General features: G+C 61.3%; 13 protein-coding genes. All 13 read right to left on the reverse strand.

Features of this window, described 5'->3' with window-relative positions; translation table 11 throughout:
- Positions 1 to 259: 259 nt before the first annotated feature.
- Positions 260 to 1,984, reverse strand: a complete 1,725-nt coding sequence (locus ACFOW7_RS07420; protein WP_378162676.1) for a hypothetical protein — start codon at positions 1,982 to 1,984, stop codon at positions 260 to 262.
- Between the two features lie 111 nt (positions 1,985 to 2,095).
- Positions 2,096 to 2,455: a SpoIIAA family protein gene (locus ACFOW7_RS07425; protein ID WP_378162678.1), complete on the reverse strand. Its 360-nt coding sequence runs from the start codon at positions 2,453 to 2,455 to the stop codon at positions 2,096 to 2,098.
- A 105-nt stretch (positions 2,456 to 2,560) separates the two neighbouring features.
- Positions 2,561 to 2,944: a holo-ACP synthase gene (acpS, locus tag ACFOW7_RS07430; RefSeq protein ID WP_378162680.1), complete on the reverse strand. Its 384-nt coding sequence runs from the start codon at positions 2,942 to 2,944 to the stop codon at positions 2,561 to 2,563.
- Positions 2,945 to 3,021: 77 nt separating this feature from the next.
- Complete coding sequence (recO, locus tag ACFOW7_RS07435; protein WP_378162682.1) at positions 3,022 to 3,825, reverse strand: DNA repair protein RecO; 804 nt, start codon at positions 3,823 to 3,825, stop codon at positions 3,022 to 3,024.
- Between the two features lie 16 nt (positions 3,826 to 3,841).
- Positions 3,842 to 4,741 carry a GTPase Era gene (gene era, locus ACFOW7_RS07440; RefSeq protein ID WP_378162684.1) on the reverse strand — a complete coding sequence of 300 codons (900 nt, stop codon included), beginning with the start codon at positions 4,739 to 4,741 and terminating at the stop codon, positions 3,842 to 3,844.
- A complete protein-coding gene (gene rnc, locus ACFOW7_RS07445; RefSeq protein ID WP_378162687.1) occupies positions 4,738 to 5,430 on the reverse strand; it encodes a ribonuclease III in 693 nt (230 codons plus the stop codon). Before rnc ends, era begins: the two co-directional genes overlap by 4 nt.
- Before the next feature lie 28 nt (positions 5,431 to 5,458).
- Positions 5,459 to 5,818 (reverse strand): DUF4845 domain-containing protein, encoded by a 360-nt coding sequence (locus tag ACFOW7_RS07450; protein WP_378162689.1) that lies wholly within the window; start codon positions 5,816 to 5,818, stop codon positions 5,459 to 5,461.
- Positions 5,819 to 5,909: 91 nt separating this feature from the next.
- On the reverse strand, positions 5,910 to 6,917 hold the full coding sequence (gene lepB / locus ACFOW7_RS07455; RefSeq protein ID WP_378162691.1) for a signal peptidase I: 1,008 nt from the start codon (positions 6,915 to 6,917) through the stop codon (positions 5,910 to 5,912).
- A gap of 28 nt (positions 6,918 to 6,945) precedes the next feature.
- Positions 6,946 to 8,739: a translation elongation factor 4 gene (gene lepA / locus ACFOW7_RS07460; protein WP_378162693.1), complete on the reverse strand. Its 1,794-nt coding sequence runs from the start codon at positions 8,737 to 8,739 to the stop codon at positions 6,946 to 6,948.
- Between the two features lie 87 nt (positions 8,740 to 8,826).
- A complete protein-coding gene (locus ACFOW7_RS07465) occupies positions 8,827 to 9,075 on the reverse strand; it encodes a glutaredoxin family protein (RefSeq protein WP_378162695.1) in 249 nt (82 codons plus the stop codon).
- Between the two features lie 2 nt (positions 9,076 to 9,077).
- Positions 9,078 to 10,574 carry a DegQ family serine endoprotease gene (locus tag ACFOW7_RS07470; RefSeq protein ID WP_378162697.1) on the reverse strand — a complete coding sequence of 499 codons (1,497 nt, stop codon included), beginning with the start codon at positions 10,572 to 10,574 and terminating at the stop codon, positions 9,078 to 9,080.
- On the reverse strand, positions 10,571 to 11,086 hold the full coding sequence (locus tag ACFOW7_RS07475) for a SoxR reducing system RseC family protein (protein ID WP_378162699.1): 516 nt from the start codon (positions 11,084 to 11,086) through the stop codon (positions 10,571 to 10,573). The genes ACFOW7_RS07470 and ACFOW7_RS07475 overlap by 4 nt, the downstream gene beginning before the upstream one ends.
- A gap of 22 nt (positions 11,087 to 11,108) precedes the next feature.
- Positions 11,109 to 12,074: a MucB/RseB C-terminal domain-containing protein gene (locus ACFOW7_RS07480; protein WP_378162701.1), complete on the reverse strand. Its 966-nt coding sequence runs from the start codon at positions 12,072 to 12,074 to the stop codon at positions 11,109 to 11,111.
- Positions 12,075 to 12,087 lie beyond the last annotated feature (13 nt).

Raw genomic sequence — 12,087 nt, forward strand, 5'->3', positions numbered from 1 at the left:
CGCTGTGTCCGCAGAAAGATCGCTGAGAGCGCATGTCCGGAAAAACTTGGCGTCAGCGGGTCCGGACCCAGCGCAGCAGACTCAGGCCGGTCGCTGACGCAACCCATGGAGTTGTGGACTTGAGCCGGTGGTAGAGGCGAACGGTTGTTGGTCCAAACGACAAAAAATAGCCATGCAAAATTTGCATGGCTATTTTTATTGATTTCGAGACTGAGTATGGCGTTTGGCTTGATCGCTATGCGCCCTGCGCATAGCTCATTCAACCACGCTTTACCACCTCAACCACCGCCCAGATCCAATCGGGGCCTTTTTCCAGGACTTCGGACAGCCGCACCAGGAATACCTTGTCGCGTGCCACCACTTCGAACAGCCGGCCGACCTGGTAGTCGGCCATATGCAGCAACAGCGTATTGGCGCGGCGGTTCTCGCTTTGATACGGGATATACAGACCCTGGCGTTGCAGCACCATGCCGACCGGCACCACATCGATACTGCCGGGCATCATCTCCAGATGGCGTTCCTGCTCCAGCGCCCGCATCGACATCGATACGGCCGTGGTGGTCAGGATCTGGATACCGGCGTAGAGCTGCTCGCTGTTGACCCGGTTGAGCCGGCGCACCACGGCGATCAGCCAGTGGCTCTTGTCGTCGTTGCGCATGGCCAGCAGGACGCCGAGCCGGACCCAGTCATGCCCCTGCAGCGGCAGCACGACGCCCAGCCCACCCTGGGATTGGTTGTCGATCACCCAGTTGTCGTGTTCCGCGGCAACCGGACGGTTGCCGTAGACCTGATGCTTGGTCGCCTGCTGCATCGCCAGCTTGCGCTGGGTGCGCTCGGTAACGTAACCATAGAGCTTCATATCGACCAGCTCGTCGGCATCCGGGGCGCGCGACAGGCCACTGCGCGACATCATCCTCTCGTCGTCCTGACGCACCACCTCAAAGATACTGTCAAGGCCGTGGATCACCTGGACCAGACGATTGACCTTGGTCCGCTCCTTGCGATGGATCTGCTGGTTACGCTCACGCGCCCACAGGATTTCGAGCTGGCGCATGAATTCGAGACAGGCCGGCATACGCGCGTCGTCGCCCAGGCCAAGTCTGGCTGGTGAATCGCCGGCTTCGAGCGCCTGCATGGTGCGATTCATTTCGGCGAGCAATTCGCCCACACCCCAGAAACGCATCAGATCGCCTTCGACCGCTGCGTGGATCTTGCTGGGACCGGTCGGCTCGGCCAGATTGACGCAGAACTGATGCACCCCGTCGCGGTAGCGGCGCTCGAGCTGGATATGGCGCGACCACAGCCCGAGCCAGCGGTCGGCCCAGTCGAACTGACGCAGGGTGAAGTTGCCGTTGTTGAGGGTGGCCAGCATCTGGATGCGCAGGAACTCGTCGGCACACGAGGTGGTGAGTTCCTCGTCATTGGGGTAGATCTCGAACGGATCGCAATCGACGCCGCTGACTTCGGACAGTCGGTACATCTGATTGGCACCGGCCCACAACTGTGGCGGCGGCGCCTCGAAGCGGAAGAAGTGCCATTTGACCTGGATGCCGATCAGCCGCAGCGCCCGCGCCAGCATCACGGGCGTGGCCTGGGTAAAGCCGGCCTCTTCGTCAGGGGCGGGGTTTTCGACCTTGATATAGCGGTGGTAGGCATTCAACATCGCGCGGGCAAAACCCATGATGTCGTCCCACAGCTTTTCCTCGATCTGCTTGCCCATGCGCGGATTCTGGATGTACTGCTGGCATAGCAGCTCGAAGCTCGGTTGGGCGGCTTCGTCGAGGCTGAACAGCGCCTGCAGGCCGGCGAGATCGAACACCTCGCGCTCGGGCACGCGCGACACGATCTCGCGTACCGACCGCAGTTGCTGCGATAGATCACCGCTGCGCTGTTCCTTGAGCCACTGCGTGGAGGAGCGCGGGTCGGACAATGGGTCCAGTTCCCGGCGCAGCAGGGTATTGAGCGATCCGATTAGTTTGCGCATGGGCGTCGCTTCAGGAAGGAACGGCCAATTATGACAAAATCCGGACGGCGTTGCCGTGCCGAATAGGGGCGGCGAGCCGCCCATCGCGCCGCGGGCCGTTGTCGCGGCGGGTCAGGCTGTGGCAGGGGCCTCGAGCAACCAGCGCTCGGCCTCGACTGCCGAGCTGAATATCTGCACATCGCTATCGACGAACAGCTGGGCCACCCAGGTTGCCCACGTGGTCCACTGATCGGTGGTCACGACCGCAATCCGGCCGAAATCGCTGCGATGGGCACGCGAGAAACGGATTTCCTCCCATACCACATCGAGCGTGTAACCAAGCATTTCCGTCAGGTCGAACAACAGATTGGGGCGGCCATGAAACTTGAGTTCGTACAGCACATTGTCTTCGAACTCCCGGTAGTCCTTCAGGCTGAATTCCCCAGCCACGGCGGCGAGTACGCAGTGCGCTTTGTGTTCGATGGCGATCATGGCAGCTCCGCGAGATAAAGACTGGCAACACAGGCTTGCCCTTCCTTTATATGTCGTCCACCGTCAGGTCGCTATGCCCGGTTTCCCACAGTGGCCGAGATCGCTTCAGTCAAGCCGCTCCAGCACCACAAAAGCCAGTGCCATCGTGCGCTCGTCGCTCACCGAAACCGAGGCGCGGCCGATGCCGCGTTGTGCCAGCCAGGCGGTCAATGGCTCATCGAAGCGCAGCTCGGGCCGGCCCAGCGCGTCGTGTTCAAGCCAGACCGAAGACAGCGCAAGCGGTGGCCGCACCCCCAGTCCCGTCGCCTTGGCAAACGCCTCCTTGACCGCCCAGCGCTTGGCCAGGAACCGCGCTGGCTCGGGCGCGGTAATAAAACCAGTGCGCTCGGCCGGAGCCAGAATCCGACTCAACAGCCGCTCGCCATGACGCTGATAGGCCCGCTCAAGCCGGGCGATTTCCACCAGATCGGTTCCGATGCCGTAGATCAAGCTGATACTCGAAAATAAATAATTCAGGAAAAACCTGTGCAAGAGCCTGTGCGGATTAGAACAAAAAACAAATCGATCTATAGACTTTGCAGATCCCGCAGCAACTGCCGGGTATAAAGCGGCGCCTCACCCAACAGGTCGGACAGGACACGGCGGATCAACGATTTGGCCTGCTGAGCGGCCTGCGGATCGGAGAAGTCCCCGGTCGCCATTGCCGCGACGGTGCTGCCGGACAAGGTGATGCCGGCCTGCTCGGCCTCGACTTCCGGCACAAAACCGCGACCGGCACAGAAACGGTAGGGCTGGGACGGGTCGAACAAGCGGCCAGCGCTATCACGATCAAGTGCCAGGCCATAACCCAGCTCACGCAGCAAAGCGAGCTCAAAGCGCCGCAACACCGGCTCCGCCTCACGCACGGTCGCGCGGGCCTCCCCTGGCGCGGCCTCGCGCGAGGCGACCTGATAGGGCTCGAGCGGACACCCTAGCGCCGCCAGATCGCGCACTGTGGCATCGTAGACAGTGAACAGGCCCGGGTGGCTGTCTTCACGCGGCAGCAGCCGCAACAGCAATTCATTGAGATAGAAACCGCAGATCAGCGGCAGACCGACCAGTTGTGGCACCCCGCCCTGCCATTCGGCTGCATGGAGAGTCTTGACTTCACCGCCGCCGAACCAGGACACGGCAAGGGGCTGAAAACCCAACAGCGTGCCGCGCAGCGCCGAGCCGGGCCGGCGGGCGCCGCGCGCCACCATGGCCACCCGGCCATGGTCGCGGCTGAACAGTTCGAGCAGCAGGCTGGTTTCGCGGTAGGGCCGCTGGTGGATCAGATAGGCAGGCGCGGCTTCGACCCGGTTCTTGGCGGTGGCGTAAGCATTGGCCATCGACGCCGCCCGCGCCTTATTCGTAACCGTACTGGCGCAGCAAACGGGTGTCGTCGGCCCAGCCGCTCTTCACCTTGACCCAGACCTCCAGATAGACGCGGCCGTCGAACAGTTTCTCCATATCGAGGCGGGCCTGGGTGGAGATTTCCTTGAGCTTCTCGCCGTTCTTGCCGATCAGGATGGCTTTCTGATTGTCGCGATCGACCAGCACGGCGGCGTAGATACGGCGCAGCGCACCTTCGAGTTCGAAGCGCTCGATCTCGACCGTGGTCGAATACGGCAGCTCGTCGCCGACCAGCCGGAAAATCTTTTCCCGGATCAGCTCGGCCGCCAGGAAGCGTTCGCTGCGGTCGGTGACCTGATCTTCGGGGTACATCAGCTCGCCTTCGGGCAGCAGCGGCCGGATGGTTTCGAGCAGCAGATCGATCTTCTGGCCGCGTCTGGCCGATACCGGCACCACGGCATGGAAGTCGAACTGGGCGGCCATCCGTTCGATAAACGGCAGCAGGCTGTCCTTCTGGGTCAGCAGATCGGCCTTGTTGACCACCAGGATCACCGGGCGGTTCTTCGGCAGCAGCTTCATGACCTCAAGGTCGCGGGCGTCGAACTTACTGGCTTCGATCACGAACAGCACCACATCGACGTCGGACAAGGTGGTGGTGACGCCCCGGTTCATCGCCTGATTGAGGGCATTGCGGTATTTGGTCTGAAAGCCCGGCGTATCGACAAACACATACTGGGCATCGGCGTCGGTACGGATGCCGGTGATCCGATGGCGCGTGGTCTGCGCTTTGCGCGACACGATACTGATCTTCTGACCGATCAGATGGTTGAGCAGGGTCGACTTGCCGACATTGGGCCGGCCGACGATGGCGATAAAACCGGTATGGAAGGGAGCGTCTGCGCTCGTCGTCATGTGGGGCGTTTCGTAGTCTTGGGCAGATTGGCGAGCGCGAGCGCGGCCGCCTCTTGTTCGGCGGTGCGGCGACTGGTGCCGCGACCGCAGGTGACGAGATCGAGGCCGTCGATACGGCATTCGACCTCGAACAGTTTTTCATGGGCCACACCCGATTCCGACAGGATGGTGTAGCGCGGCAACTTGAGCTTGCGTGCCTGCAACCATTCCTGCAAGCGGGTCTTGCTGTCCTTGCCGTGGCTGTCGGGGTCGATCGCGGCAATGGTCGGGGCCAGCAGATGTCCGACTGCGCCAGCCGCGGCATCAAAGCCGCCGTCGAGGTAGATGGCGGCGATCAGGGCTTCGAGCGCGTCGGCGAGAATCGACGGGCGGCCGATGCCACCGCTGCGCAATTCCCCTTCGCCGAGCCAGACATGGGCACCCAGATCGAGCCCTTGCGCCAGTTCGGCCAAGGTCTCCTTCTTGACCAGGCTGGCCCGCAGCCGCGACAGTTCGCCCTCCGAGCAAGCCGGGAACGCATCGAACAACAGGCGGGCAGCGGCGGCGTTAAGAATGCTGTCGCCTAAAAACTCCAGCCGCTCATTATGCGGCTGGCCGAAGCTGCGATGAGTCAACGCCTGCCGCAGCAGGCGTGTATCGCGGAAAACATAGTGGAGCGCTGTCTCCAGGCGTCGTGGATCTGCCGCCAAAACCCGTTCCTTTGGTCAAATAAAAGTCTCAGCCCCCACCGCCTTTGGCAGAGGTGCGGAATTCAAACATCAAGCTGGCATTGGCGATCAGCGGGACGATCTTTTTATAGTCGGCAATGATCTCGGTGCCTTCCTGATCCTGGATAATTTCCAGGTCTTCGGCACTGATCGCCTTGATATCCTCGATTTCAGCGCGCTTGCGGAACGCTTCGCGGATATCGGGCATCGGGGCGCTGGCGTTTTCCTTGGCCAGGATTTCGACGGTGCGCTTCACCGCGAAATACTCGGTGAATGCCGGCACCAATTTAAAAAACAACACCATGCCAAAGCCGAGCACGATGGCGGCCAATAGCATGGTGACGTAACTGAGTCCGCGTTGTTTCTGCATGGGATAGGCCTGTCTAGTCAGCAACAGGTCGGCACCGTGCCGACCTTTCGCCGCCATTTTAGGATTTTGTCATGAGAATTGGAACGCTCAATCACTCGATGCGGTTGCCGATGCGGCTGAATTCACCCAGATTCATCCAGATCAGGAAGGCTTTGCCCACCAGCAACTGGTCGGGCACGAAGCCCCAGTAGCGACCATCGTTACTGTTGTCGCGGTTGTCGCCCAGCATCATATAGTGACCAGCCGGCACCTTGCAGACAAAGCCGGTCTCGTCATACTGACAGGCATCGCGCTGCGGGAATTGCTGAATCTGCATCGGGATCAGCGTGGGCAGTTGCGGCACATTGAGTGTCTCGTACTTGACCCCACCCATTTCTTCCTTCATCCGCACGGCCTTGATCTCGTCGCGGGGCGGATCGGTGTACATATAGTCGCCGACCGGTGCGGTGGGCACCACCTGGCCGTTCACGGTGAGCTGCTTATTGCGGTATTCGACCGTATCGCCCGGCACGCCGACCAGGCGCTTGATGTAGTTGAGCTTGGTATCGAGCGGGAAACGGAAAACCACCACATCACCCCGTTGCGGCTTACCAAGCGGTACGATGGTCTCGCCCAGGAAAGGCAGTCGCACGCCGTAGGAGAATTTGCTGATCAGGATAAAGTCGCCCACGATCAGACCGGGCCGCATCGAACTCGACGGAATCTGCATCGGCTCGACCACAAAGGTCTTGCCGAAACCGATCAGCGCCAGAATCAGGGCATTGGAGAAACCGAACGCCGCCCAGTCGGGCAAGGGCCGGGTATTGCCCTTGGACTTGTAGCCGCGCGCCTTGGCCAGCAGCGCCAGCAAGGCCGGCACCATCATCACCACAAAGAACAGATCGCTCGGGTTGGCGTAGCTCATCAGCACGCCCCAGCCACCGATCAGCACCAGGAAATAACCCCACATCGCGGTTTCCGACAACTGATCGGTGTCGTACACCGGTTCCTTGGCCTTGCGCCGGCCATACCAGATCAGAAACACGCCCAGCAGCACCGCGACGATCGCCAGCCGCTGCCAGCCGATATCCTCGGACAGGAACTTCAACAGAGATTTCATCGATGGAGGGTCCGTTCGCTATCGATTCTTATTTGTCGCTGACCTGCAGAATGGCCAGGAAGGCCTCCTGCGGGATCTCCACATTGCCAACCTGCTTCATCCGTTTCTTACCGGCCTTCTGCTTTTCCAGCAGCTTGCGCTTGCGGGTGATATCGCCACCGTAGCACTTGGCCAGCACGTCCTTGCGCATGGCTTTGACGGTCTCGCGGGCGATGATCTGCGAACCGATGGCGGCCTGGATCGCGATATCGAACATCTGGCGCGGAATCAGTTCTCGCATCTTGGCCACCAGCTCGCGGCCACGATACTGGCTGGTGGAACGGTGCACGATCAGGCTCAGTGCATCGACCCGATCGCCGTTGACCAGCACGTCGAGCTTGACCAGATCGTCGGCGCGGAATTCCTTGAAGTCGTAGTCGAGCGAGGCATAACCACGGCTGACCGATTTGAGCTTGTCGAAGAAGTCCATCACCACTTCGGCCATCGGCAGATCGTAGGTCAGCATCACCTGGCGACCCATATATTGCATATTGCGCTGGGCACCACGCTTCTGGTTGCACAGGGTCATCACGGTACCGACATAGTCCTGCGGCACCAGGATGGTGGCGGTGATGATCGGTTCGCGGATTTCGTCGATCTTGGACAGATCGGGCAGGCGGGACGGGTTTTCGATCTCGTTGAGCGTGCCGTCCTTCATCAGCACCTGATAGACCACGGTAGGTGCCGTGGTGATCAGGTCCATATCGAATTCGCGCTCGAGTCGCTCCTGCACGATCTCCAGATGCAACAGGCCAAGGAAGCCACAGCGGAAACCGAAGCCCAGTGCCTGCGACACCTCGGGCTCGAAGTGCAGCGAAGCGTCGTTGAGCTTGAGTTTTTCCAGGCTGTCGCGCAGCGCGTCGTAATCGTGGCTTTCCACCGGGTAGAGGCCGGCGAACACCTGGGATTTGACTTCCTTGAACCCCGGCAGCGGCTCGGCAGCGGGCTTGCCGGCCAGGGTGATGGTGTCGCCCACCTTGGCGTTGGCCAGTTCCTTGATGCCGGCGATCACAAAGCCTACTTCACCGGCTTTGAGGCTGTCGCGCTGCACCGACTTCGGGGTGAACACGCCGACCTGCTCGCACAGATGCTGGGCTTTGGTGGACATCAACAGAATCTTGTCTTTGGGCTTGAGGCTGCCATCGACCACCCGCACCAGCATCACCACGCCGACATAGTTGTCGAACCAGGAGTCGATGATCAGTGCCTTGAGCGGGCCGTCGGGATCGCCTTGCGGGGCCGGGATCTTGCTGACCACCGCTTCGAGAATATCCTCGATGCCGATACCGTTCTTGGCCGAGGCGCGCACGGCATCGATCGCTTCGATGCCGACGATATCTTCGATTTCTTCGATCACCCGCTCAGGTTCGGCGGCGGGCAGATCGATCTTATTGAGCACGGCCACCACTTCCACACCCTGTTCGATCGCGGTGTAGCAGTTGGCCACGGTCTGGGCTTCGACCCCTTGCGAGGCATCCACCACCAGCAGCGCGCCTTCGCAGGCAGCCAGGCTGCGGCTGACTTCGTAGCTGAAGTCGACGTGACCGGGCGTGTCGATCAGGTTGAGGTTATAGATCTGGCCATCACGGGCCTTGTAGTGCAGGGCAGCGGTCTGGGCCTTGATGGTGATGCCGCGCTCTTTTTCGATGTCCATCGAGTCGAGCACCTGCTCGGACATCTCGCGAGCTTCCAAGCCGCCGCAGAACTGGATAAAGCGATCAGCCAGGGTGGACTTACCGTGGTCGATATGGGCGATGATCGAGAAATTGCGTATATGTTTCATGGCACGACAACCGCGGCCGAGGCCGCCTGAGATCCGGCAACAAAAATGGGCACGTTGCGCGTGCCCACGTTGGATGAAATTATAATTTTACCGGATTTTACCGAGGTAAGCATCTAAGGCACGGCGGTCCAGATGGTAAAAACAGATCACCTCCTCGTCCGCCCCCACTAATACCGGCACCATCGTATCGTAGCGCGCCTCGATGGCGTCGTCGTCATCGATATCGAACCAGTCGAGCCGGAAATCGAGTTCGGCCGCCAGCAGCCGCAGCTCGGCCAGCATCTGCTGGCACAAGCTGCAATACTCGCGGCCATAGAGGGTCAGCAGCGCCGTCACGTTTAGTCGTTCCGCTTGTCGTCGCCCTTCTCAGGCAGACGCAGGCTGACAAACAGGGAAGCCTGACCACGAATCACCCGCAAGGGCACCGAAGTACCCGGCTCGGCCTTGTTGACCACCGACTCGAGCTGGGCGTAGTTCTTGATATCCTCGCCACCGATACCGACCAGCAGATCGCCCGGCTGCAAGCCAGCCTGAGCGGCTGCGCCGCGTGCCTCGACCACTTGCAGGCCGAACTTGACCCCGGCTTGCGCCAGGGCTCGCGGATCGGCATCGCGCACGGTCAGACCAGAGCGGTTGAGCGGTTCCTGATTCTGCTTGCCGCGATACTCGCGGCTGCGCGAACGGCCATCGACCGGCTGCTCCATCTCGCCCACCGTCACGGTCAGAATCTTGTTGGCCTTGTCGCTGCTGCGCCAGACCTCCATCGTGACGGTCGAACCGGGCTTGGTGCTGCCGACGATACGCGGGAGATCGACCGAGTCATTGACTTCGCGACCATTGAATTTGAGGATCACGTCGCCTGCACGGGCACCGGCCTTACCTGCCGGGCCATCGACCTCGACATTGTTGATCAGCGCACCACGGGCAGTCTTCAGTCCGAAACCACGCGCCAGATCTTCGCTCAGCGACTGGATACCGACGCCGATGCGGCCGCGCACCACCTTGCCGCTGGCACGCAGCTGTTCCACCACCTGGAGCGCCTCATCGATCGGAATCGCGAAGCTCAGGCCCATATAGCCGCCCGACTGACTGAAGATCTGCGAGTTGATCCCCACCACCTCGCCGCGCACATTGAACAGCGGACCACCCGAGTTGCCCGGGTTAACGGCAGCGTCGGTCTGGATAAACGGCACCAGTTGCTCATCGGGAAGATTACGGCCCTTGGCGCTGACGATACCGGCGGTGACGGTATTCTCCAGACCGAACGGCGAACCGATGGCAACCACCCATTCGCCCACCTTGAGCCGGTCGCTCGAGCCCAGATCGACCTTGGGCAGATTCTTGGCGTCAATCTTGAGCAGCGCCACATCGGTGCGGGCATCGGAGCCTACCACCTTGGCCTTGAACTCGCGCTTATCGTTGAGCCGCACCGTGATCTCATCGGCTTCGGCGATCACATGGGCGTTGGTGAGGACATAGCCCTCGGTATCGAGGATAAAACCCGAGCCCAGCGACTGGGCACGTTCCTCGCGGGGCCGCTGGCCGCGTGGTGGCACCGGGAAGCCGAAGCGGCGGAACAGTTCGAGGGCATCATCGTCCATGCCCGGTGCCTGACGACGTACCAACTGGGTGGTACTGATATTCACCACTGCCCGGCCTTCCTTCTCGACCAGGGCGGAAAAGTCGGGTAGCCCGCTGACCAAGGGCACACTCGACGCCGCCACGGCTGCTGCCGGAGCCGGAGCAGCTTTAGGAGGAGGGGTGACCGAGGAAGCCTCGCTACAGCTGGCCAAACCGAGCGCGAACAGCGTGGCAGTCATTGCTTTTTGCATCATCGCTGGAAATCCTTCTGTTTTGCTTTGCATGAGAACAAAGGTGCGGAAATACCGCCGGACTCGCTCGTGTCCAGGCGGCGCACGACGACCGGTTCGAAACTCTGTCTTAGCGCAAGTTCCCGGGAACGCCAACGCAGGCCGAACAAAGCCAAAGTGAGGCCGACCCCCGCGCCACACAAGCCCCCAAGATCGGGCTGAATCGGCCATAGCCGGCTGCCCAGCAGTGCGCCACCCAACAGGGCCAGCAGCGGCAGCAGATAGGCCCACAACGCCGCCTGTAGCACTGCCTGAGCCGCCACCCCGACCATCACCCGTTCGCCGGCCTGCACTCCCAGCGGGTCGGCCACCCGGAAATGTTCCTCCTGGCCGGCAAACAGGCGGTTCAAGGCTACCGCGCCACAGCGGCCGCTATTGGCGCAGGCGGGGCAGAGCTGGGCTGGGCCCGGGCGAACCCAGGCAAACCCGGGCTCGACAGCCACGACCAGGGCTTCGTGTTCAATGGGGGCAGACAAGGACGACACGTGGTGCCGCAGATCAGCGTTCTTCGAACGCCTGGGTGAACAGTTTGACGGTTTGCAGTGGCACCGGTCCGATGGCGGTGACACGCCAGGTGCCGGTCTGTCGGGCAAAGAAACTGATATTGCCGCGTTTTTTCAGATCGATCGGCACGGTAACGGCCGCATTGCTGGCCGGTTCGATAAATACCGACACTTCGGCCAGGCCGTCGCTGTAGAGATAGTGGGCAGCGGGCACCGCCCCGCCCAGCAGGCGGCTGCGCGCTTCCTTGATCAGGCGAAAGCCCTGCGGCAGACGGCGCGCTTCAAGACCGACTTCGATATTGGGCCCCGCCACCTCGCGTTTGGCGGCATCGACCGGACCCCGCACGCCGTAGACAGGCTTGAGCAGTTTTTTATCAGCGACAGTAAATTCGAGTTGGGTAAAGGCGGCCTGCTCGATCGGCTCGCCACGCTCAGGGCTATAGCGCACCGATTTCAGCATCAGGCCGTGGCCCGGTTCGATACACAGTTTATGGGGATGGCGCAGACCATCTTTGGGTTCGAGCCAGACAGCCTGGCATTCGTAGCCGGCGACCCGTTCATTGTCGAGCCGGACGAAGTTGTAGTTGGCGAGCACATCGGCGATCTGGTCGGGTGCAATGCCAGGAAACCACTTGTTCGCCTTTTGTCGATCGAAGAAGGTGGAGTGCTTATTGGGGACGTTCATCACCACCATTTCGCTGTTGCGAATGTATTCGCGTGGCATCCCGTCGAGCGACTCGCGCCGCTCCTGCTCCCCGGAAGCGTCAAACAGATGGACCAGGCGCAGGGTCTCCATGGTCTGGGCTTCCTGGTACAGATAGACGCCGCTGTAATTGAGCATGCGCGCGGCGAAATTCATCTTTCGCATCAGGCCGGCTGCATCGGCGGCCGTCATCTGTTCGGCCGCCTGGGCGGTGACGGCCAGCAGCAGCAAGCCAAGGAGGCTCCAGCGCAACTTCATAGGGCGATTTGGT

The sequence above is a fragment of the Chitinimonas lacunae genome, from assembly GCF_042650885.1.
Lineage (GTDB): Bacteria > Pseudomonadota > Gammaproteobacteria > Burkholderiales > Chitinimonadaceae > Chitinimonas_A > Chitinimonas_A lacunae.

What these genes read in the sequence shown, in the direction of transcription:
- era (WP_378162684.1), bottom strand. Translation starts at nt 4,741, where the DNA reads ATGACGACGAGCGCAGACGCTCCCTTCCATACCGGTTTTATCGCCATC.
- lepB (WP_378162691.1), bottom strand. Translation starts at nt 6,917, where the DNA reads ATGAAATCTCTGTTGAAGTTCCTGTCCGAGGATATCGGCTGGCAGCGG.
- ACFOW7_RS07420 (WP_378162676.1), bottom strand. Translation starts at nt 1,984, where the DNA reads ATGCGCAAACTAATCGGATCGCTCAATACCCTGCTGCGCCGGGAACTG.
- ACFOW7_RS07470 (WP_378162697.1), bottom strand. Translation starts at nt 10,574, where the DNA reads ATGATGCAAAAAGCAATGACTGCCACGCTGTTCGCGCTCGGTTTGGCC.
- recO (WP_378162682.1), bottom strand. Translation starts at nt 3,825, where the DNA reads ATGGCCAATGCTTACGCCACCGCCAAGAACCGGGTCGAAGCCGCGCCT.
- ACFOW7_RS07450 (WP_378162689.1), bottom strand. Translation starts at nt 5,818, where the DNA reads ATGCAGAAACAACGCGGACTCAGTTACGTCACCATGCTATTGGCCGCC.
- lepA (WP_378162693.1), bottom strand. Translation starts at nt 8,739, where the DNA reads ATGAAACATATACGCAATTTCTCGATCATCGCCCATATCGACCACGGT.
- ACFOW7_RS07480 (WP_378162701.1), bottom strand. Translation starts at nt 12,074, where the DNA reads ATGAAGTTGCGCTGGAGCCTCCTTGGCTTGCTGCTGCTGGCCGTCACC.
- ACFOW7_RS07425 (WP_378162678.1), bottom strand. Translation starts at nt 2,455, where the DNA reads ATGATCGCCATCGAACACAAAGCGCACTGCGTACTCGCCGCCGTGGCT.